The organism is Formosa sp. S-31 (assembly GCF_051172795.1).
Lineage (GTDB): Bacteria > Bacteroidota > Bacteroidia > Flavobacteriales > Flavobacteriaceae > Formosa.
The window spans coordinates 224172-246794 of the sequence record NZ_JAENDK010000004.1 but is presented as its reverse complement, the minus strand read 5'-3'; the positions used below and the strand labels follow the sequence as shown (position 1 = coordinate 246794).

The window sequence follows — 22623 nt, the reverse complement described above, 5'->3', positions numbered from 1 at the left end:
GATAAAAATAAATATTATGTTAAAGATTATTGTAAAAGACGGAGAACAGATTGAACGTGCTCTTAAGCGCTATAAAAGAAAACACCGTAATGTAAAGGTGATGCAAAACTTAAGAGAAAATCAGTTTTTCACTAAAAAGTCGGTTAAAAGAAGACGTGAAGTTCAAAAAGCTGCTTATATTCAAGGCTTGAGAGATCAAGAAGAAATTTAGACCTATTAAAATAAACACATTAGGAGGTAAAACTCTTTTACCTCCTAATGTGTTTTATAAACTTTTATACTAAGGTTATAGACACATACATACCTTCATTACCACGAACATTGAAAACGGTATCATCTTCAAAAATAAGATACTGCCCTTTTATTCCTTTTAGCACTCCTGTATAATCCTGAACTTTTTCGATATTCAAAGACTTAGGCTTTACCGGATATTTCAATACAGGAAATTCCATTTCGGTTTCTTCATTAAACTCAATAAAGTACGATTTGGCTTCCTCTGGTATAAACGTTTTAAGTTTATCTCGCCACGCTACTAAATTTTCATCTTTTATTTCATTTTTTAACATGGTCCGCCAATTGGTTTTATCGGCCACATGTTCCTTTAAAGCAACTTCAGTTATACCTGCCAAATATCGATTAGGAACCTCCACAATCTCAATCGCTTCGTGAGCTCCTTGATCTATCCACCGTGTAGGCACTTGTGCCTTACGCGTCACCCCTACTTTTACACTACTTGAATTAGCCAGATACACAATATGCGGTTGTAACTGCACTTGTTTCTCGTAAGCCAAATCCCGATCTTCAATATCCAGATGCGCCTTACTTAATTCCGGATTCATAATCCAATCGGCAGCCTGAGGTATGTCAAAAAAACAGCTTTTACAAAATCCCTGACGGTATATTTTTTTATCCAAGCCACAGTTTAAACACTCATACTTAACAAATTGAATTCTTATTGTTTTATTAAGCATTTGATTCATGTTTATAAAGTCGTCTTTAAACACTAAATAGTACTGAATAGGTTTAGCAAATTCGGTTTCCATTTTTGAAAGCACACCTTGGTAAGTCATAAAAAAAAGTATTATTTTTAGGTTTTAAAGATAATGTAAATATGCCAATTCCTTTAGTAAATTCAATTGCTGCTTGGTTTTTAAAAAAAAGATTTCACCAAATTGAATTATTTCTAAAATACCCAAATGAGGTACAGCAAGAGCTCCTTTTAAATTTAATTGAAACTGCAAAAGACACAAAAATTGGCAAGAAATACGATTTTAATTCAATAAAAAACTACAAGACATTTAGCGAACGTCTGCCCATCTCTACTTACGAAGATTATCAGGACGTCATAGAACGTGCTAGGCAAGGTGAACAGAATATATTCTGGCCTTCTCCAATAAAGTGGTTTGCTAAATCCAGTGGCACCACCAGTTCAAAAAGTAAATTTATTCCGGTTAGCATTGAATCTCTTGAAGATTGTCATTATGCGGCCAGTAAAGATTTACTGTGTATGTACCTGAATAACAACGAAAACTCGCAACTCTTTACAGGAAAGAGTTTACGGCTAGGTGGCAGCAAAGAACTTTACAAAGAAAACGGCACTGTATTCGGCGATTTATCGGCAATTTTAATTGACAACATGCCGCTTTGGGCCGAATTTAGCAGTACTCCAAGTAACCGAGTATCATTAATGAACGACTGGGAAACTAAAATGCAGGCCATTGTAGATGAAACCATTTTAGAAAATGTTACCAGTCTTGCTGGCGTTCCGTCCTGGATGCTGGTGCTATTAAATAATGTTTTAGAAACTACAGGCAAACAAAACATTTTAGAAGTCTGGCCTAATTTAGAGGTATACTTTCATGGCGGAGTAAGCTTTACTCCATATGCCGATCAATACAAAAATCTATTTCCAAGTAAATCGTTCAGGTACTACGAAATCTACAATGCCTCGGAAGGCTTTTTTGCAATTCAGGACAGTAACAACTCTAAAGAATTACTCCTAATGTTAGATTACGGGATATTTTACGAATTTATTCCTATGGAAACCTATAACACTCCTGAAGAAAAAATTATTCCGCTTAGCGAAGTGCAGCTTCGTAAGAATTACGCAGTTGTGATTACTACCAACGCCGGATTATGGCGTTATAAGATAGGCGACACGGTTAGATTTACATCTATTTCGCCTTACCGAATTAAAGTATCTGGACGCACTAAACATCACATCAATGTTTTTGGTGAAGAATTAATTATAGAAAATGCCGAAGAAGCCCTAAAAAAAGTATGTAAACGCACCAGAGCTGAAATTGTTGATTACACCGCCGCTCCTATTTTTATGGAAGGCAAAGAAAAAGGAGCCCACGAATGGATTATAGAATTTAAAAAACAACCTGAAGACATTAACTATTTTAATGAACTACTGGACAATGCCTTAAAAGCATTAAATTCCGATTATGAAGCTAAACGCTATAATAACATAACTTTAAACCGACCTAAAATAAATATTGCCAGATACAACCTGTTTCATGACTGGCTTAAAAGAAAAGACAAATTAGGTGGGCAACATAAAATACCAAGACTATCTAACTCCAGAGAGTACATAGACGAATTACTGGAGCTAAACATTAGTTAACAAACTGATGATCAAAGCCCAAGAACAAGTTAACGACAATCACTTCATCGATTAATAGTATACATATAACTAATATACAGAAGAAACCTTTTTTTATCCTAAGTTTCGCTCTAAATTTAATCTGCTATTAATCGGTTATCGGTTGCTTTACAGTATGTTAAAAAACAAATTATTCCGAACAACCAAAATAAAAAACCACTCGAATTGAGTGGTTTTTTTTATGCTTTAAAAACAGAAACAGATATTAAGATACTGCTTTCAATTTCTTAATTGTAGACTTATTTAATTTAGCCTCTGCATAGGTCTTAGTTACTTTAAGTTCCTTTTCTTCAGTTCCAGGTAACTCAAACATGGCATCGGTTAAAATTTCCTCGCATAACGATCGTAATCCACGAGCTCCTAACTTATATTCAATAGCCTTTTCAACTATAAAGTCTAAAGCACCATCGGTAATCTGAAATTCGATATCATCCATTTCAAATAACTTTTCGTACTGCTTGATTATTGCATTTTTAGGCTCTGTTAATATAGATCTTAAAGTTTTTGCATCTAGTGGATCCATATAAGTTAAAACAGGAAGACGACCTATAATTTCCGGAATTAATCCAAAGTCTTTTAAGTCTTTCGGAATGATATATTGTAGTAGGTGATTATGATCGATCACATCGTCTGACTTTGAAGCACTATATCCTACAGCCTGCATATTTAATCGCTTAGAAATATTGCGCTCAATACCGTCAAAAGCACCACCTGCAATAAACAAAATGTTTTCTGTATTAACTTCTATAAATTTCTGATCGGGATGTTTTCTTCCTCCTTTTGGCGGTACATTTACAGTTGTACCCTCTAATAGTTTCAATAAAGCCTGCTGCACCCCTTCTCCAGATACGTCTCTTGTTATTGATGGATTGTCACTCTTACGCGCAATTTTATCAATTTCATCAATAAAGACAATTCCTTTTTCTGCCTTTTCCAAATTATAGTCGGCTGCCTGAAGAAGTCTTGTTAAAATACTTTCCACATCTTCTCCAACATACCCAGCCTCTGTTAAAACAGTAGCATCTACAATAGCTAAAGGCACATTTAACATTTTAGCTATAGTCTTAGCCATTAATGTTTTACCTGTACCTGTTTGCCCTACCATCATGATATTACTTTTCTGAATTTCAATATCATCTTTAGATGGTGTTTGTAGTAAACGTTTGTAGTGGTTATAGACCGCTACAGACATCACTTTTTTAGTAGTTTCCTGACCAATAATATATTCGTCTAAAAACCCTTTAATTTGAAGTGGTTTGCGCAGCATTAATTCAGCCGACAAATCACTGTTATCTATCTGCTTGGATTCTTCTAAAACAATACCATGAGCCTGTTCGATACAACGATCACAAATATGCGCATCCAGACCCGCAATCAATAAATTGGTTTCAGGCTTTTTTCTTCCACAAAACGAACATTCTAATTCTTCCTTTGCCATAAAATTTGTTTAATTTTCTTTTCTAAAATAGAAATCTAAGATCTCTAATCTATTAAAGGTATTAGCTTCTTACTAATATTTCGTCAATCATACCGTATTCTTTAGCTTTGTCTGCTTTCATCCAGTAATCACGATCACTATCAGCATACACTTTATCATAATCCTGACCCGAATGTTTGCTAATAATTTTATATAATTCTTCTTTTAGTATTAAAATTTCTCTTGCCGTAATTTCAATATCACTTGCCTGTCCCTGAGCTCCTCCTAAAGGCTGATGAATCATAACACGAGAGTGGGTTAACCCACTACGCTTTCCTTTAGCCCCCGCACAAAGTAATACAGCCCCCATAGACGCTGCCATACCTGTACAAATTGTTGCTACATCCGGCTTAATAAACTGCATCGTATCGTAAATACCTAAACCTGCATAAACACTTCCTCCCGGAGAATTTATATAGATTTGAATATCTTTAGATGCATCTGTACTTTCTAAGAACAATAACTGTGCCTGAATGATATTTGCCACCTGATCATTAATCCCTGTACCTAAAAAAATGATACGATCCATCATTAAACGCGAAAACACATCGAAAATCGCAATATTCATCTGGCGTTCTTCAATAATATTTGGGGTTAAATTGGTAGGATACATACTACTAATTATTTTATTGTAATATGTACTGCTTATACCTTGGTCTTTTATAGCGAATTTTTCGAATTCTTTTGCGTAATCCATAATGTTATTTTAATTAAATAATTGAATAAAATAGGCGCTGAATAAAACCCTATTCAACGCCTAAATATAATGATTATTCTTTAAAACAAGGATCTTATTTGTCTCCGTAAACTTCCTTTACAAAGTCTTCATAAGTCACTTCTTTTACTTCTAAATTAGCTTTTTCTTTATAAACTGCTAATAATCTCTGACTCACGATTTGTTCAGAAATACGACGCGCTTCTTCCTGGTTTGATAACACACGAGCAGCGATATCTTCCAATTCTTTATCTCCTGGATTTAACTGACCAAACTGAGCCATTTGTGCCTTAATCATGGTTTTAGCATGATCTTTAATATCATCCATCGTGATTTTAATATCGTTAGCCTCGATTAATTTACCTTCAATCAACTGGTAACGCATACTTTTCTCAGACTTTTCGTATTCTTCTTTAGCTTCAGCGTCATCAAGAGGTTTTTCTCCTGCTGCCTGAATCCATTTTTGTAAGAATTCTGCCGGTAAATCGAATTTAGTATTATCTACTAAATATTCTGTTACATCATTTAAAAGTTTCTGATCTGCTTGTTGTACGAATTGCTTTTCAGCATCTTCTTTAATCTTATCTTTTAATTCAGTTACAGATTTAACTACACCTTCTCCAAATAATTTATCGAACAACTCCTGATCTAAATCAGCAAGCTCTCTCTTATTAATTTCTGTAATAGTAAAGGTTACTTCAATCTCTAAACCATGAACCTCATCGTGACCTAATTTTAAAGCGTGCATTAATTCATGCTCGTCATCATAAAGTCCTTTAGTTTTTAATGTAATAACATCTCCTACTTTAGCACCGATAAATTTCTTAGCATTTGCTTTTCCTTTAAATTTATCTAAAGTTAAGGTTACTGTGTTTTCTATTTCTTTTTCTTCGTTCTTAAACGTTCCAGTGATCTCACTATCTTCTTCTATAACTTCCTGAGATACTAATTTTCCATACTGTTTTTGAATACGCTCGATTTGCTCATCGATCATTTTATCATCTGCAACAATATTGTATTGGGTAATAGCATCTTTCCCTTTTAATTCTACTTCGAATTCCGGAGATAATCCTAATTCAAACTCAAACGTAAAAGCTTCAGAATCCCAGTCTATAGCATCCTGAGTTTTTGGAAGCGGCTGACCTAAAACGTCTAACTTCTCTTCTGTTAAATATTTGTTTAGAGCGTCTTGTAATAATTTATTAACCTCGTCTACCAACACTGCTTTTCCATACTGCTTTTTAACCATTCCCATTGGCACGTGACCTTTTCTAAAACCAGGTACGTTAGCTGTCTTTCTGTAATCTGATAAGATTTTCTCAACTTTATCGCTATAATCCTCTTTCGCGATATCTACTTTTACTACAGCATTTAATGCATCGATGTTTTCTCTTGTAATATTCATTTTAAATGATATAAAACCCAGTCTGGGCATTTAACATAAAGAATCGCTTAATATTATAATTTTGCAAAGCAGATTCTCTTGATTTTTTTAATTAAAAACGGGCTGCAAAAATACAACATTTTTACAACCCGACAAAGTTTTTAACGTCTTGTATTTCAGACTACTTTTTATCATCCCCAACGAGACCGTATATTATAGATTGCAGCACAGTTAATAGCACACTAAACAACACTGCTACCCAAAAAGAATCAACATGAAACCCGCCGACTAATTTTCCGGCCAGCAATATAATTATTCCATTAATTACCAGTAAAAACAAACCCAAAGTAACTATAGTAATTGGAAAGGTTAAAATGGTTAAAACAGGTTTAACCAACACATCTAATACCGATAAAACAACAGCAACAATTAATGCTGTTAAAAAACTATCTACATGTACTCCTGACAAAATATTAGCCAGCACAACCACAATAAATGCGGTTAAAAGAAATTTAATAATGGTTTTCATATGGTTAAAGTTTTAACCAATTTACAATTAAATTACGAAACAAACTGTATTACAGCACTGTAAAAATCTTCCGGATTTTCGGCATGCAACCAATGTCCTGCATTTTTTATGGTTACAATTTGCGCTTTTGGAAAATGTGCTTTAATTAAAGTTTCGTCCTGCATAGCTATATATTCAGATTTATCTCCTCTTAAAAACAAGGTATCTCCATCAAATTTCGCATGCATGGGTAGCGCTTCTCCAACTTCAGAAACCTGAGCTTTTAACACCTCAAGATTCATTCGCAATCCTAATTTTCCTTTTTCTACCCAGTACAAATTCTTTAGCAGAAACTGGCGTGTACCAAAATCAGGTATATAATTCGCCAAAGCCTTATCGGCCTCTCCCCTACTTTTTAAAACTGTAAAATCCAACTGACTTAAACCTTCTAAAATAGCATCGTGATGTACAGGATAAAATCGAGGCGAAATATCGGCAACTATCAATTTAGAAACATACTCCGGATATTTTACCGCAAACAGCATAGCGGTTTTCCCCCCCATTGAATGCCCTAAAAGCACTATATCTCTTAAATTATTTTCTTCGCAATAGGTTTTTAAATCCTCTACCAATACTTCGTAACTAAATTCTTCACTATGAAAACTTCGTCCGTGATTTCGCTGATCCACTAAATGAACCTGAAACTGCCCCTCACTAAATTTAGTTCCAAGAGTCTTCCAGTTATCACTCATCCCTAAAAACCCATGAAGAATTACAAAAGGTTTTCCTTCTCCTATTATATTAGAATACAAAGACATTTAATCTTATTTTATTGAAAACTGATCCATAATACAACAATCAGTTTTTATTTTAATTTATTTAAATACAGGTTAACCACATTTTCTATGCCCAGATATAGACTTTCTGCAATTAGCGCATGCCCGATAGACACTTCCAGCAAACCAGGAATATGATCTTTAAAAAACTTAATATTTTCCAAAGACAAATCGTGCCCCGCATTTACACCTAACCCTAAGCGCTCAGCCAGAATTGCACATTCTGTATACGGTTTTATAATATCGGAGTTCCCTAAACTAAATTGATGGGCAAACGCTTCGGTATACAATTCTATACGGTCTGTCCCTGTTGCTTTAGCTCCCTCAATTTGATTAAGATCAGGATCTACAAAAATAGAAGTTCTAATCCCATTAGCCTTAAATTCATTAATTACATCTATTAAGAAATCCTTATGTTTAATGGTATCCCACCCTGCGTTAGAGGTAATCGCATCATCTGCATCCGGTACCAAAGTTACCTGAGTAGGTTTTACTTCTAAAACCAGATCCATGAATTTTTTAATTGGGTTACCTTCTATATTATATTCGGTATATACTTCCGGTTTTAAATCGTACACATCCTGATAACGAATATGACGTTCGTCTGGTCGAGGGTGTATAGTTACACCTTCTGCCCCAAATCGCTGCACATCCTTTGCAAATTGCACAACATTAGGCAAATCGCCTCCTCTGGAATTTCGCAATGTTGCAATCTTATTAATATTTACACTTAATTTTGTCATGAATCCTTATTTAGTATGACAAAAATACAAAGTAGTACAGGCTTATTGTACTATTTTTTAATTAATTTGCATACGCGTAAACCTAGGAAAAATGAATCTTTCTGAATATATTATAAACGACATTAAACCTCTGGAGGTAACTGATAAAGTAAGTGACATGCAATTACTTTTTAATCAGCTTACTTATTCTCACATTCCGGTAATTAATGAAGCCCAATTTTATATTGGCTGCATGTCTGAAGCTGATGCTTATTGTTTTGAAAGCGATAAAACGTTGTCTGATTTTAAATACGCTGCGGAAGGTTTTTTTGTTAGAGAGCACACCAATTGGTTGGATGTCCTAGAAGCATTCGCTCAAAATTCTACCAATATCATGCCGGTACTTAGCGCCAAAAACGCTTACCTGGGCTATTACGAATTAAACGATATTATTTCTCTGTTTAATCAGACTCCATTTTTTGCTGAAGCAGGAGGTATTCTGGTTGTTGAAAAAGGACTGGACGACTATTCGTTTAGTGAAATAAGTCAGATTGTAGAGTCTAACAACGGCAAATTATTAGGTGTATTTATCTCCAAATCTGAAAACGATTTAGTGCAACTTACCCTAAAAATTGGCAATTCTGGTTTAAACGAAATTATACAAACTTTTAGACGCTACAGTTACAATATTATTTCCGGACATGAAGACGACACGTATTTGGAAAGCTTAAAAGACCGATCGGATTATTTAAATAAATATTTAAACATTTAATTATGAAGATCGCCATTTTTGGACAATTTTATCATAAACACTCAGAAATTCCTGTCGAAATCCTTTTAAAGCATCTTTTAAATAAAAATGCCGATATCTATATAGAACGCCAGTTTTTCAAACTCATTCACGACGAACTTGAAAACGACGAACCATTTTATGCCTTTAATACATTCGACCTTCTGGACAGCACCTATGACCTTTTAATTAGCATAGGTGGAGATGGCACTATTTTAAGAGCTGTAACCTTTATAAAAGACTTAGGCATTCCCATAGTAGGAATAAATGCCGGCCGTTTGGGTTTTCTTGCTACCATACCTAAAGAATGCATAGAAATTGCTATAGATGATATCCTGAAAGGAGAATACAAAATCTCTGAACGTAGTGTTTTAGAAATAACTACCATTCCTAAAAACGGAGATATTTCGGAAATGAATTATGCGCTTAATGAAATTGCGGTAAGCAGAAAAGATACAACCTCCATGATATCTGTAGAAACTTACTTAAACAATGAATATTTAACATCGTACTGGAGTGACGGTTTAATAATTGCAACACCAACAGGTTCGACAGGCTATTCTTTAAGTTGTGGTGGTCCGGTTATAACACCAGATACTAATAGCTTGGTATTAACTCCTATTGCCCCACATAATTTAAATGCCCGACCGTTAGTAATTACAGATTCTACAGAAATTAAATTAAAAGTTAGTGGTAGAGAAAATAATTATTTAGTTTCTTTAGACTCCAGAATTGCAACTATAGACAACGAAACCATTTTAACCATAAAAAAAGCTGCATTCAATATAAAAATGATAGAGTTAATAAATGACAGCTTTTTGAGGACCCTAAGAAAAAAACTATTATGGGGAGAAGATAAACGCAATTAAACAATAAACAGACTCAATTTTAGTTTTTACACTAATACAAATTCTTTCAATTTGTTAAGAGCTAATCTTATTTGTTATATTTGCAAACTTTAAATCGTATGAGGTACATAACCATATTCATTATCAGTATATTTTTCCTACAATCCAACTATGCGCAAAACTACGAAATTGGCGTGTTTTTAGGCGGCAGTAACATTATAGGAGATGTTGGTAGTACATATTATATAAACCCAAACAGTCCTGCTTTTGGAGGTATTTTAAAGTGGAATCGCAGCCCAAGACATTCATGGAGAATTACAGGTATTATCACAGATTTAGAGGCTGATGATTTAAAATCTGATGACCCCAAACGTAAAGCAAGAGGATTAAACTTTACAGACAGAACAATAGGAGAACTCTCAGCCGGATTAGAATACACGTTTTTTGATTTTGATTTACACAAATCAGGACACCCTCACACCCCATACATTTACAGCGGATTAAGCGCTGCCTTGCAAAGAGATTTCTATTTTGATGGAAATTCTAAAGAATTAACTGGAACAAAAGGCTGGATACTAGGCATCCCTATTACCTTAGGTTACAAATACAGAATAACAGGCGGTTTTATTATCGCAGCAGAAGTTGGAGCTCGCTATACTTTTTCTGATGCTTTAGATGGCAGTAACCCGAAAGACGATTATTTAAAAGAAGAATATAGCTTTGGTAATTTAAACAATAACGACTGGTACGTATTTACCGGAATTACCATTACTTACACTTTTGGTAGAAACCCTTGTTATTGCATTAATTAAAAAAAATTTTGAAGGAAAAGATTAATACAAATACTTTACCCAAACATATTGCCATAATCATGGATGGCAATGGGCGTTGGGCTAAACAAAAAGGATTAATTCGTGCTATAGGTCACGAAAACGGCACTAAATCGGTAAGAGAAACCGTGGAAGCCTGTGCCGAATTAGGTGTAGAAAATTTAACACTTTACGCCTTTTCTACAGAAAACTGGAACAGACCTAAACTTGAAGTAGACACTTTGATGAAACTTTTAGTTAGTTCCTTAAAGAAAGAAATAAAAACACTTCAGGACAATAATATAAAATTAAACGCTATAGGTAATCTTTCCCTGCTACCAGAAAAAGTGTTTAAAGAATTAAAAGAGGTTATTTCCAAAACGTCAAAAAATACAAGAATGACCTTAACCCTGGCATTAAGCTACGGTTCCAGAGAAGAGTTAATTCAGGCTGTAAAAGAAATTAGTGATAAAGTTAAAAATAATATAATTTCTTCAGAAAGTATTGACGAATCATTTATAAATAAGCATCTTTACACGCGTAATTTACCAGATGTAGATTTGCTTATTCGTACTAGTGGCGAGCAACGCATAAGCAATTTCCTACTTTGGCAAATAGCCTATGCCGAATTGTATTTTACCCAAGTACTATGGCCCGATTTTACTAAGCAACATTTGTATGATGCTATTATTGACTATCAAAAAAGAGAACGCCGTTTTGGAAAAACAAGTGAACAACTTAGCTAATTCAATATCATTGAGAACATTTTTACCCTTCATTTTTACTTTATTTCTTTCATTAACCTCTATTTGCGTTAATGCCCAGGTACCACAAAATGCGGGTACAAAATATACTATTTCGGACATTTCTGTTTCAGGAAACTCCAGCTTCAGCGAGGAAACTATTATTACCTATTCGGGGCTTCGCAAAGGTGAAGAACTACTAATTCCAGGAGAAGAAATCAGTAATGCCATTAAGAAATTATGGAAATCTGGTTTGTTTAGTGACATTGAAATATACATTAAAAACGCTCATGATAATGTTGCCAGTTTAGAAATTCATTTATCCGATTTACCAGAACTAAAAGAGGTAAAAATAACAGGAGTTAAAAAATCTAAAACTGAAGAAATCATAAAAGAAAACGCCTTAAATCCAGGTGTAAAAGTTACTGAGAACCTTATTACAACTACAAAAAACTACCTGACCAACAAATACAAAAAAGATGGTTATTACAATACTAAGGTAAATATTAACACTATACCTATTGAAGACTCTATAGCTAAACAACGTGTTAATATGGTTGTAGCCATAGACAAAGGTGGTAAAGTAAAAATAGACCATATCAATTTTGAGGGCAACGAGGTTTTAGCTGACAAGAAGCTAAAAGGAAGTATGAAAAACACGAAAGAGCAAAAGTTTTACCGTGTTTGGAAACGTTCAAAATACATAGAAGCCGATTATAAGGAAGACTTAACTAGTGTTATAGACACCTACAAAGAAAACGGATATCGCGATGCCCGAATCATTTCGGATAGTATCTCGGTAAATAGCGACGAAACTGTTTCTTTAAACATAAAAGTTGAAGAAGGAGAAAAATACACTTTCGGAAACATTAACTTTATCGGGAATACGGTATATTCAGATCAACAGTTAAACTCAATATTACGCGTAAAAAAAGGAGATACCTATAATGGTGTTTTATTAGAAAAAGGCATTGCAGACAACACTAAACCAGATGGTAATGACATTACCAACCTATACCAAAACAACGGTTATTTATTCTCTACCATAAACCCGGTAGAAACTAATGCCGATGGGAATGTTATAGATATGGAAATTAGAATTTCTGAAGGTAAACCGGTTTATTTTAACCATGTAACCGTATCCGGAAACGAAAAAACAAACGACCATGTTATATACAGAGAAATTCGTACGCGTCCGGGTGAACTTTACAGCAAAGCCAATGTTGTAAGAACAGTACGTGAATTAAGTCAGTTAGGTTTTTTCGATGCCGAACAAATCACTCCAGATTTTGTTAACCCAAATCCTAACGAAGGTACTATAGACATGGAGTATAAAGTTGTAGAAACCGGTTCCAGCCAGATTGAACTGCAAGGTGGTTACGGCGGAGGAGGTTTCATAGGTACTTTAGGACTTTCATTTAACAACTTCTCTTTAAAAGATATCTTTAATAAGAAAGCCTACAAGCCAATTCCTATGGGAGACGGTCAAAAACTATCCTTAAGACTTCAGGCCAGCCAGTTCTACAGAACCTACAGCTTCTCCTTCTCTGAGCCTTGGATGGGAGGAAAAAAACCAGTACAATTCTCAACCTCTATTTCACACTCGAATCAGTTTTTATACGATAGTTCTACTGGTCGTGCAGATAAAGACAAACGTTTTAACATTACAGGAGTTTCCGTTGGTTTAGCCAAACGTTTATCTGTTCCAGATGACTTTTTCACCCTATCGCAAGCCTTAAGTTACCAGCATTATAACTTAAAGAACTACTATACTGGTTTATTTACTTTTGGTGACGGATTCTCTAATAACCTGTCTTATACTATTGGGTTAAGTCGTAACAACACTTATAACGACCCTATTTTCCCTATAGGCGGTTCTAACTTTAGCGTAAGTGCTAAATTTTCGCTACCATATTCAGCCTTTAATAACGTAGACTACGCTGCGTTATCTGAAGAATATTCAGATAATGAAGCAATTTATAACGACTCTGACGCTTCATCATCCGATCAGCAAGCAGCCTATTCAAGAATGCAGGAAATCGACCAGCAACGTTTCAACTGGTTAGAGTTTTACAAAATTAAATTCAAAGGAGAATGGTACTCCAGTATCGTTGGTAAATTAGTGTTAAGACCTCTTGTTGAATTTGGATATCTAGGAGCATATAACCAGGATAGAGGTGTAATTCCTTTTGAACGTTTCTTCCTTGGAGGTGACGGACTAGGTAGCTATAGTCTGGATGGTAGAGAAGCTGTTGCCTTACGTGGGTACTCAAACCAGTCTATCCAGCCTTTAGACAAATATGGGCAAGTAACAAGTGACGGAGCTTCAATATACAATAAGTTCTCTCTGGAATTACGTTACCCGATTACCTTAAAAGCTTCTGCTAAAATATTTGCTTTAACCTTTGCAGAAGGTGGAGCCGCATTTAACAGCTTTAGAGATTATAATCCATTCCAGTTAAAACGATCTGCGGGTGTTGGTTTACGTGTATTCATGCCGGCTTTCGGACTTCTGGGAATAGACTTCGGGTATGGTTTCGATCCGGAACCAGGACAAGCTTCTCCAAGCGGATGGCAAACGCACTTCATCATTGGTCAGCAATTCTAAACCTAAATGATGTTTTCCACAAACACAATAATGAATAAATAAAGATTTAAAAGGTATAAAGTTAAAATTTGTTAATTTTGGAAACTTTAATTCAGGAAAGCACAGAATAAATCAAACCTTCTGTCGTTTTTAAAGTTTACCAGTTGATAAATAACAAATATGAAACAAATGAAACTAAACGTTCTATTATTACTTACTGTATTTACTTTACTAAGCTTTACATCTCAGGCCCAGCGTGGCGTGCGAATTGGCTATATAGATACAGAATATATATTAGAAAATGTTCCTGAATACCAAGAAGCCACAGCTCAGTTAGACGATAAGGTAAAACGCTGGAAAAGCGATATAGAAATTAAACTTACCGATATTGCACAGAAACGTAAAAATCTGAGTAACGAAAAAGCGCTTTTAACCAAAGAACTTTACGAAGAACGCAAAGAAGATATCGATTACGAAGAAAAGGAAATACTGGATTACCAACAAAAACGCTTTGGTCCGAATGGTGATTTAATGATTCAGAAAAAACAATTAATTCAGCCTATTCAGGATCAAATTTTTGCAGCTGTGCAAGACATTGCCGCAAACAAACAATACGATTTTGTTTTTGATAAATCAGCAGACGTCGTAATGCTGTACTCGGCACAACGTTTCGATATTAGCGAACTTGTATTAAGAAGTATTAGCAGAGCCTCTAAACGCCAGCAGGCCGACTCCAGAGCCGCACGTCGAGCTGCAGAAGACGAAGATGTCGTTCCTGATTATAATCCGGAAGCAGAAGCAAGACAAAAGGCTATAGACGATAAACGCGAAGCGAGAGAACAACTTGAGGATCAACGCAGACAGGAAATTTTGGAAGAGCGAGCAGCCAAAAAAGCCGAGGCTGAAGCTAAAAGACAGGCCTTAATAGACCAACGTGAACAAGAAAGACAAGAAAAATTAGCTGCTAGAAATAAAGTTTCAGAAAATAATGATACTTTAGAGCCCTCCGAGCTTAATGAGGACGGTACACCAAAAACCAAAGAACAAATTTTAGAAGAACGTAAACAACAAAAACTTAGAGATCGCGAAGCACGCCAAAAAGAACTGGAAGAACGCAAACAACGTATTTTAGAAGAGCGTGAAAAAGCACAACAGGAACGCGAAGCAAAACAAAATAATTCAACAGAAACAGATAACGAAGAAGACAGTAATTAACTAAATTTTTTTATACACATTAATACTTTAAAAATGAAACAAATCAAAACCCTTTTAATTGCAACTGCTTTATTTATTGGAGCAACATCTTTTGTACAGGCACAAAGTAAAGTTGCCCATATTAACACTCAGGAATTAGTTTCCTCTATGCCAGAAATGAAAGCTGCTCAATCCCAAATGGACAAATTAGGCAAGACTTACGAAGCAGACATTAAAAACATGGCTACAGAGCTTGATACTAAAGTAAAGCAATACGACGCTGAGGCATCTACAAAAACTCAGGAAGAAAATGCAAAACGTGTACAGGAAGTACAAACTATGGAGCAAAACATCCGTCAGTACCAGGCACAAGCTCAAAAAGATATGCAACAAAAAGAAATAGATCTTTTAAAGCCTATTACCGAAAAAGCTAAAGCTGCAATTTTAAAAGTAGCAAGAGCTCAAGGTTTCGATTACGTATTAGACTCTTCTCAAGGAAGTGGTGTAATCATGGCCGATGGTAAAAATTTATTAGCTGATGTTAAGAAAGAATTAGGATTCTAATTTCTTTTAATAAGTACATAAAAAAGCCGCTTTAATAAAGCGGCTTTTTTTATTTTTGAACCTATGAACACACAGCCTATAGGTATTTTCGATTCAGGTGTTGGAGGCACCTCGGTTTTTAAGGAAGTAGAAGCCCTTTTACCACACGAAAACACCATTTACCTTGCAGACAGTGCCAATGCGCCTTATGGCAATAAGACACCAGGAGATATTCTTAATTTAAGCATAAAAAACACCGAATGGCTTTTACAACAGCATTGCAAGTTAATTATAGTAGCCTGTAACACGGCAACTACAAATGCCATTTCCTATTTAAGACAACATTATAGCGTCCCTTTTATAGGTATTGAACCCGCCATAAAACCAGCCTCATTAAATTCGAAAACCAAAGCTGTAGGTATATTGGCTACTAAAGGCACTTTATCCAGCCAGTTATTTTATAATACAGCTAATATATATGGTTCTGATGTAAAAATAATAGAACAGATTGGAGAAGGGATAGTTCCGTTAATAGAATCGGGACAAACCTTGAGTGAAGAGATGAAAACCCTTTTAAAAGCCTATTTAAAGCCGATGCTACAGGCTAATATCGATTATCTTGTACTTGGTTGTACCCATTATCCTTATCTCCTCCCATTACTTCTGGAATTACTTCCTCCTCAAGTTAAAATTATCGATTCCGGAGAAGCAGTAGCACGACAAACCAAAACAGTTTTAGAACAGCAAAATCTATTAAATACCTCTCTAAAACAAGGAAAGCATCAGTTTTACACTAATGCTTCCGTTACCGTTATGGCTGACTTATTAGGAGCCGACTATAAAGTTGACTTTTTAAGGTTTTAAAAACCATAAAACCTACTCTTTAAACCACCCAGAATATTTTACGTAATTATCTGCAATTCTATTAATCTCTCCCGAGATTAATTCCTCACTAATATCTTTCACTTTCACTGCAGGCACACCGGCATAAATACTACCGGATTCGACATGAGTATTTTTTGTAACTACGGCCCCTGCTGCAATAATAGAATTACTTTCTATAACACAGTCATCCATAATTATACTTCCCATCCCTACAAGAACATTATCATGAATCGTACAACCATGTACAATGGCGTTATGACCTATAGAAACATTATTACCAATAGTAGTAGGCGATTTCTGGTAGGTAGCATGTATTACTGCCCCATCCTGAATATTTACTTTATTGCCCATTTTTATAAAATGAACATCACCTCGAATTACGGCATTAAACCATACACTACAGTTTTCGCCCATGCTTACCTCGCCGACTATTGTAGCGTTTTCCGCAACAAAACAATCCTCTGGAATCTGAGGCATATTTCCGTTTACTGCTTTTATAATCATAACATTAATTTTGTGAATTTTAATTTACCGAAGGACAATCACATTCGTACTTAACCTTTCTACAATTAAAATTAAATCCTAATGTAAATTGATGGAAACCACCATTATCGAAAACTATAGAATTGGCCTGATACATATAGGTATAAGCAAACATAAATTGTCCGTAATGTACTCCTAATACCGGAGACAAATACTGTGCTTTTTCATTCACAATTTCTGTGCCATCAAAGTAATCGGCACCATCAATACTTCTTCTGTATGACAATGCAAAAAACAATTCAGCCACGTCAAATTGCTGATACATTTTTACGTTCAAATCAAATAAAGACTCTTTAGTTCCTTCCTTGTACTGATATAATACAGAAGGCTCTATACTTAAACCGTCCCACCCAATTCGAAACACAGAACCAGCAGAAAACAAGTAACGTCTTAAATTATTGGTAATTTCTATATCATTATTTACGCCATCATTTTTTAATAAATTTTTCACGGTTAAATGAAAGTAAGTACTTAAATAATGGTAAGACGCCCCTATATCGACATTAAAATTAGTGGTGCTTTGCTCTATACCCGAGATAATAGGATCGTATCCGCCATTTACAAATGTAGTTTCATCCAGTTTATACTGAATAGCTCCGGCACTTAATCCAAAGGACAGCATTTCTAAATCCAGTTCATTTCTGGAAAACATAATGTGGTGCGCATAAGTAGCATAGCCCCCAACCTGAGAATGATAGCCGTTTTTATCGGTATAAAGGATTCCTCCCAGAGCAGAAGGCGATTCGCCTATACGTCCGTTGTAACTCAAAGTTAATAACTGCGGAGCACTATCTGTCCCCAACCATTGCTGTCTTCCTGTTGCTCTAACTTTTGCACATCGTGCCGCACCTGCCATGGACGGGTGAATCAGATAGTAATTATCGGTTAAATAATCGGAATAAATTGGAAGCCCTTCCTGGGCATTACAAAAAGAAATGGTTAGTATAAAAAAAAGGAAAAACCTAAATGTTTTAAATTTCATCTGAATGTTAATGTTAGCTTTTAGTAGGTATTAGGGGTTGAAGATAGGATTAATTTTATTCCCATCTTGTTTGTAAATATAAAAATTAATACCAATAGATTTCAGATATATTTTATCGATATTACGCAAATCCTAAAGCAAATTAAATATCCAACAAATCCTTACCCCCTTAATAACGAATTAATTGAACAAAAACTTACTTACTCCATTGTTATAATTAGAAACCTACCTATGAGACCAATAGTTTTCGTATTTTTGTGAAAAATTTTAAGTAATGAAAACATTTAGTGTTTCTGTACAGGAAACCACCAATCCAGCAATTATAAAATTTGAATTAAATCAATTCATAACTAAATATCAAAGTTTCGAATACAACAATATCGACGAAGCAAAATCGTCTCCACTAGCTCAGCAGTTATTTTATCTGCCTTTTGTAAAAAAGGTGTATATATCTGCCAATTTTATAGCTGTAGAACGTTATAATATTGTAAGCTGGCCAGATGTACAGGCTGAAGTAGCTACACAAATTGAAGACTATCTCAATACAGGTGGTGTTGTGGTTACCGAAACTGAGGCTCCTAAAAAAACGGCCGTTACGGTATATGCCGAAAGCACGCCAAATCCAGCCGTTCAAAAATTTGTAGCTAATAAAAAACTTGTTCCGGCGATGTTTGAATTCACCTCCATAGACGAGGCTAAATTATCGCCATTAGCTACAGAGTTGTTTCACTTTCCGTTTGTAAAAAGTGTTTTTATAGATCATAATTACGTATCTATTACTAAATATGATATGGCCGAGTGGCAGGATATTTCTATGGAACTGCGTGAATTTATAAGACAATTTATAGAACAAGGTAAAGACGTTGTTCGACCTGAAGCTTCGGAAAAATTAGAAAAAACCACGGCTCAGGTAGATCAAAAATTTGAAGCGTTAGATGATACATCGAAGGAGATTATAAATATTCTTGAAGAATATGTAAAACCTGCCGTTGCCAGTGATGGTGGAAATATAGAATTTCAGGATTACAATGCTGAAACCAAAACGGTAAAAGTAATACTCCAAGGGGCATGTAGCGGTTGTCCGTCATCGACATTCACGCTTAAAAATGGAATTGAAAACATGTTAAAAGAAATGTTGGCCGATAAGGTACAGACAGTAGAAGCCATTAACGGTTAATACGCTTTAACACTTCATTACCATCGAAGTATAGTTTTAATTTGTAACTTTAAGACAACCACTTAAAATTACATATTATGTCTATACTAAAAGTTATCGAAATACTTGCAAACTCAGGTAAAAGCTGGGAAGATGCCACGCAAAAAGCTGTTGCACAAGCGGCCGAAACTGTAAAAAACATTAAGTCTGTTTATGTAAAGGAACAGAGCGCAACAGTTAAAGATGGCAAATTAGATCAATTTCGGGTAAACGTAAAAATAACCTTCGAAGTGGATCAATAATTTAGCACCTTATAATATTCAACAAATCAGAGCCGATTAACATCTTGTTAATCGGCTTTAATTTTTACAAGTATTTTTATCCAGAATTAACTTTAATTCTTTAAACATTTAGAATTGTATTTTTTAGTTTTGTGATACATTTAAAATCAACACATATGGAAAATCTTGAATTTATTGATTCTTTTAAACATGCTTTGTTTCAATACGCCCCAAAAATAATTACGGCTTTAATTATTTTAGTTGTCGGTATATTTATTATCAACACGATAATACGACTGACTAAAAAAATAATGGAAAAACGCGATGTAGATATTACATTACGTAAATTCCTTTCCAATTTACTTAACTGGATTTTAAAAGCGCTTTTATTTATTGTAGTTGCCGCTAAGTTAGGTGTAGAAACCACTTCTTTCGCTGCAATAATAGCTTCAGCCGGTTTAGCCGTAGGTTTAGCACTACAAGGTTCTTTAGCCAACTTTGCCGGAGGTGTTTTAATTATGCTATTTAAACCCTTTAAAGTCGGTGATTATATAGAAGCCCAAGGTGAAGCTGGAACAGTTAAAGAAATACAAATATTCACCACCTTATTAAATACGCCTCAAAACAGACTTGTTATTGTTCCTAACGGACAATTATCTAATGGCAATATTACAAATTACAGTGCCGAAGAAAAAATTCGTCTGGACATGGTTGTAGGTGTAAGCTACGATGATGACATTAAGAAAACCAAAGAGGTTTTAATGAGTGTTTTAACAGGAAACAGCAAAGTTTTAAAGGAACCGGCTCCTATGGTTGCAGTAACCGAATTAGGCGATAGTTCTGTTAATTTTGCCGTTAGAGGTTGGGTAAAAACAGCCGATTACTGGGACGTGTATTTTGAAAACACCGAAAGTATTAAATTAGCTCTTGATGCTGCCGGAATAGAGATTCCTTATCCGCACTCGGTTGAAATTCAAAAACAAGCCTAATTTTATTTAGACTTAGGTTTTAAAGCCACAAAATCCTTTAAATAGTAAGGTTCAAAATAAGCGACATCTTCGATGTCGTTTTTTTTGTACTTTACCTCAGCTATTGTTCCCATTTCGCGAGCAGATGGCAGTTTATCCGCTATAAAAACAGCGTTAGGGTGCTGGATAACAGTTTTGGATTTTTCCACACCATTTCCAACAAAATAGACTTTACCCTGCTCTAAATATTCAATAAACGAGTTTTCGGTTAAAACTTCGGCCTGTATTCCTCTAACCGCGTCAAAACCGGTACTGAATACCGCTGAATACACTTCCATACGTCTGGCGTCTAACATGGCTACAATTACCCCGTCTTTACGATTTACCTGATGCGCTAGGGCTTCTAAAGTAGAAACCGCCACTAAAGGTTTATTCAAAGCATAACACAAGCCCTTAGCCGATGATACTCCAATACGCAATCCTGTATAAGACCCTGGGCCTTTACTTACTGCAACAGCATCCAAATGTTCGGGCTGCAAATTATTCTCTTTTAATATATCCTCAATATAGGTATGCAAACGTTCTGCATGAGAATAATTTTTATCGTTATCTTCTTTTAACGCAAAAGTCTCACCATCTTTAGATAATGAGACCGAACAGTTTGTTGTTGCCGTTTCTATATTTAAAATTAATGCCACCTGTCTTAATCTGCTTTAGTTTCCTCTACTTTTTCTTCTACTTTATCGCCACTGTTTAATGACTTTGTAACCGTATTGTAAGGTCCTATAATAACCTGCTCGCCTTCGTTTAAGCCCGATAAAATTTCAATATTAGAATTGTCCTGAATTCCGGTTTCAACTACTCTTATTTTTGCTACATCTCCTTCTTTAACAAATACACATTCGTATTTTTCATCAGAATCGGCAATTACGGGTTTTGGTGCCCCAGGTTTCACTGGCGTGGTATCGTTCTTAACTACTATGGCACTAATTGGTACTCCTATAACGTCCTTTCTTTTTTCTGTAATTATATCTACAGTAGCAGTCATTCCTGGTCGAAACGGAGAATAAGAAGCCGGTTTACCTTTAATCAAATCTGCATAGGACTCTTCCAGTATTCTAACCTTTACCTTAAAATTAGTAACCTGATCAGACGTTAATTCACCATCGGCTGAATTCGCAATCTCGGTAACTATTCCTTTAAACTGCTTTTTTAAATAGGCGTCTACTTCTACTATCGTTGAATCCCCAATTTCTACTTTAACAATATCATTTTCATTCACATCGACCTCAACCTCCATGTTGTTTAAATTGGCAACACGCATAATTTCGGTTCCCGCCATCTGCTGTGTTCCTACTACTCGCTCTCCTAGTTCTGCATCTAATTTAGAAATTGTACCACTCATTGGAGCATAAATAGTAGTTCTGTTTAAATTGTCGTTCGCCTCGGTTACTGTAGCTCCTGCACTTTGCACGCTATAATATGCCGCTGCCTTATTGGCTTCTGCGATTTCATAAGTAGAAACAGCCTTATCCCAGTCGGCTTTAGAGATTATCCCTTTATCAAACAATTGTTTATTACGCTGGTAATTGGCCTTTGCTTCTTTTAAAGATGCTTCAGCCTGATTTAAACCAGATTTAGCATTTTGAAGTGTAGCCTGAGAACGATTTACACTGGACTGATAAATATCCGGATTAATACGGACCAATAAATCTCCCTTTTTAATTTCCTGACCTTCGCGAACAGGTAACTCTATAATTTCCCCGGAAACCTCACTGGATAATTTAACCTCTACCTCGGGTTGAATTTTCCCTGTTGCCGATACGGTTTCGTTAATATCCAACTTGGTAAGTTTACTGGTTTCTACTGCTTTAAAATTACCTTGTTTACCAAACCAGCCTGCTTTTTTACCTACAATAAGTAAGGCAAGAATAACTGCAATAACTGCAATTAATACAATTAGTTTTTTCCTGTTCATAGTTTA

The 22623-nt window shown here is 35.2% G+C and carries 24 protein-coding genes; 13 read left to right on the top strand and 11 right to left on the bottom strand.

Going from position 1 to position 22623, the window contains the following annotated elements:
- The first annotated feature begins 16 nt into the window (after positions 1-16).
- On the top strand, positions 17-211 hold the full coding sequence (rpsU, locus tag I3217_RS06815; protein WP_435049002.1) for a 30S ribosomal protein S21: 195 nt from the start codon (positions 17-19) through the stop codon (positions 209-211).
- Between the two features lie 64 nt (positions 212-275).
- On the opposite strand, the gene I3217_RS06810 is transcribed toward rpsU, so the two are convergent.
- Entirely contained in the window at positions 276-1070 is a 795-nt protein-coding gene (locus I3217_RS06810) for a DUF2797 domain-containing protein (protein ID WP_435049001.1), read from the bottom strand.
- Positions 1071-1111: 41 nt separating this feature from the next.
- Here I3217_RS06810 and I3217_RS06805 point away from each other — a divergent pair, with 41 nt between their 5' ends.
- Positions 1112-2629 carry a GH3 auxin-responsive promoter family protein gene (locus tag I3217_RS06805; RefSeq protein ID WP_435049000.1) on the top strand — a complete coding sequence of 506 codons (1518 nt, stop codon included), beginning with the start codon at positions 1112-1114 and terminating at the stop codon, positions 2627-2629.
- 244 nt (positions 2630-2873) lie between these two features.
- Here I3217_RS06805 and clpX read toward each other — a convergent pair whose 3' ends face one another.
- The 6 genes from clpX to I3217_RS06775 all read right to left on the bottom strand — a co-directional run bounded on the left by clpX (position 2874) and on the right by I3217_RS06775 (position 8331).
- Entirely contained in the window at positions 2874-4106 is a 1233-nt protein-coding gene (gene clpX / locus I3217_RS06800; RefSeq protein WP_435048999.1) for an ATP-dependent Clp protease ATP-binding subunit ClpX, read from the bottom strand.
- Positions 4107-4167: 61 nt separating this feature from the next.
- Positions 4168-4842 (bottom strand): ATP-dependent Clp endopeptidase proteolytic subunit ClpP, encoded by a 675-nt coding sequence (gene clpP, locus I3217_RS06795; RefSeq protein ID WP_435048998.1) that lies wholly within the window; start codon positions 4840-4842, stop codon positions 4168-4170.
- A 94-nt stretch (positions 4843-4936) separates the two neighbouring features.
- Positions 4937-6265: a trigger factor gene (gene tig, locus I3217_RS06790; protein ID WP_435048997.1), complete on the bottom strand. Its 1329-nt coding sequence runs from the start codon at positions 6263-6265 to the stop codon at positions 4937-4939.
- A gap of 160 nt (positions 6266-6425) precedes the next feature.
- Complete coding sequence (locus I3217_RS06785) at positions 6426-6773, bottom strand: phage holin family protein (protein ID WP_435048996.1); 348 nt, start codon at positions 6771-6773, stop codon at positions 6426-6428.
- A gap of 32 nt (positions 6774-6805) precedes the next feature.
- Positions 6806-7570, bottom strand: a complete 765-nt coding sequence (locus tag I3217_RS06780; RefSeq protein ID WP_435048995.1) for an alpha/beta fold hydrolase — start codon at positions 7568-7570, stop codon at positions 6806-6808.
- Positions 7571-7617: 47 nt separating this feature from the next.
- Positions 7618-8331 carry a pyridoxine 5'-phosphate synthase gene (locus I3217_RS06775; protein WP_435048994.1) on the bottom strand — a complete coding sequence of 238 codons (714 nt, stop codon included), beginning with the start codon at positions 8329-8331 and terminating at the stop codon, positions 7618-7620.
- 91 nt (positions 8332-8422) lie between these two features.
- On the opposite strand from I3217_RS06775, the gene I3217_RS06770 reads away from it, so the two are divergent.
- The 8 genes from I3217_RS06770 (at position 8423) to murI (ending at position 16688) form a co-directional block, all read left to right on the top strand.
- Positions 8423-9082, top strand: a complete 660-nt coding sequence (locus I3217_RS06770) for an acetoin utilization protein acuB (protein ID WP_435048993.1) — start codon at positions 8423-8425, stop codon at positions 9080-9082.
- A gap of 2 nt (positions 9083-9084) precedes the next feature.
- The gene (locus I3217_RS06765) at positions 9085-9969 is read left to right on the top strand and encodes an NAD kinase (protein ID WP_435048992.1); all 885 of its coding nucleotides are present in this window, start codon (positions 9085-9087) and stop codon (positions 9967-9969) included.
- Positions 9970-10067: 98 nt separating this feature from the next.
- Entirely contained in the window at positions 10068-10760 is a 693-nt protein-coding gene (locus tag I3217_RS06760) for a DUF6089 family protein (protein ID WP_435048991.1), read from the top strand.
- A 59-nt stretch (positions 10761-10819) separates the two neighbouring features.
- Positions 10820-11503 (top strand): isoprenyl transferase, encoded by a 684-nt coding sequence (locus I3217_RS06755; RefSeq protein ID WP_435049141.1) that lies wholly within the window; start codon positions 10820-10822, stop codon positions 11501-11503.
- Positions 11436-14108 (top strand): outer membrane protein assembly factor BamA, encoded by a 2673-nt coding sequence (gene bamA, locus I3217_RS06750; protein WP_435048990.1) that lies wholly within the window; start codon positions 11436-11438, stop codon positions 14106-14108. Before I3217_RS06755 ends, bamA begins: the two co-directional genes overlap by 68 nt.
- Positions 14109-14276: 168 nt before the next feature.
- Positions 14277-15302: an OmpH family outer membrane protein gene (locus tag I3217_RS06745; protein ID WP_435048989.1), complete on the top strand. Its 1026-nt coding sequence runs from the start codon at positions 14277-14279 to the stop codon at positions 15300-15302.
- Between the two features lie 33 nt (positions 15303-15335).
- Positions 15336-15845, top strand: coding sequence for an OmpH family outer membrane protein (locus I3217_RS06740; protein WP_435048988.1), 510 nt, complete (start codon positions 15336-15338; stop codon positions 15843-15845).
- Between the two features lie 63 nt (positions 15846-15908).
- Positions 15909-16688, top strand: a complete 780-nt coding sequence (gene murI / locus I3217_RS06735) for a glutamate racemase (RefSeq protein WP_435048987.1) — start codon at positions 15909-15911, stop codon at positions 16686-16688.
- A gap of 12 nt (positions 16689-16700) precedes the next feature.
- Here murI and I3217_RS06730 read toward each other — a convergent pair whose 3' ends face one another.
- Both I3217_RS06730 and I3217_RS06725 read right to left on the bottom strand, forming a co-directional pair.
- On the bottom strand, positions 16701-17213 hold the full coding sequence (locus I3217_RS06730) for a gamma carbonic anhydrase family protein (protein ID WP_435048986.1): 513 nt from the start codon (positions 17211-17213) through the stop codon (positions 16701-16703).
- 19 nt (positions 17214-17232) lie between these two features.
- Positions 17233-18234, bottom strand: coding sequence for a PorP/SprF family type IX secretion system membrane protein (locus I3217_RS06725; protein ID WP_435048985.1), 1002 nt, complete (start codon positions 18232-18234; stop codon positions 17233-17235).
- A gap of 274 nt (positions 18235-18508) precedes the next feature.
- Here I3217_RS06725 and I3217_RS06720 point away from each other — a divergent pair, with 274 nt between their 5' ends.
- The 3 genes from I3217_RS06720 (at position 18509) to I3217_RS06710 (ending at position 20660) form a co-directional block, all read left to right on the top strand.
- Entirely contained in the window at positions 18509-19411 is a 903-nt protein-coding gene (locus I3217_RS06720) for a NifU family protein (protein WP_435048984.1), read from the top strand.
- Positions 19412-19488: 77 nt separating this feature from the next.
- Positions 19489-19692, top strand: coding sequence for a dodecin family protein (locus I3217_RS06715; protein ID WP_435048983.1), 204 nt, complete (start codon positions 19489-19491; stop codon positions 19690-19692).
- A gap of 155 nt (positions 19693-19847) precedes the next feature.
- Positions 19848-20660: a mechanosensitive ion channel family protein gene (locus I3217_RS06710; RefSeq protein WP_435048982.1), complete on the top strand. Its 813-nt coding sequence runs from the start codon at positions 19848-19850 to the stop codon at positions 20658-20660.
- Between the two features lie 2 nt (positions 20661-20662).
- On the opposite strand, the gene tsaB is transcribed toward I3217_RS06710, so the two are convergent.
- Positions 20663-21337, bottom strand: a complete 675-nt coding sequence (gene tsaB / locus I3217_RS06705) for a tRNA (adenosine(37)-N6)-threonylcarbamoyltransferase complex dimerization subunit type 1 TsaB (protein ID WP_435048981.1) — start codon at positions 21335-21337, stop codon at positions 20663-20665.
- Positions 21338-21342: 5 nt separating this feature from the next.
- The gene (locus I3217_RS06700) at positions 21343-22617 is read right to left on the bottom strand and encodes an efflux RND transporter periplasmic adaptor subunit (RefSeq protein WP_435048980.1); all 1275 of its coding nucleotides are present in this window, start codon (positions 22615-22617) and stop codon (positions 21343-21345) included.
- Positions 22618-22623 lie beyond the last annotated feature (6 nt).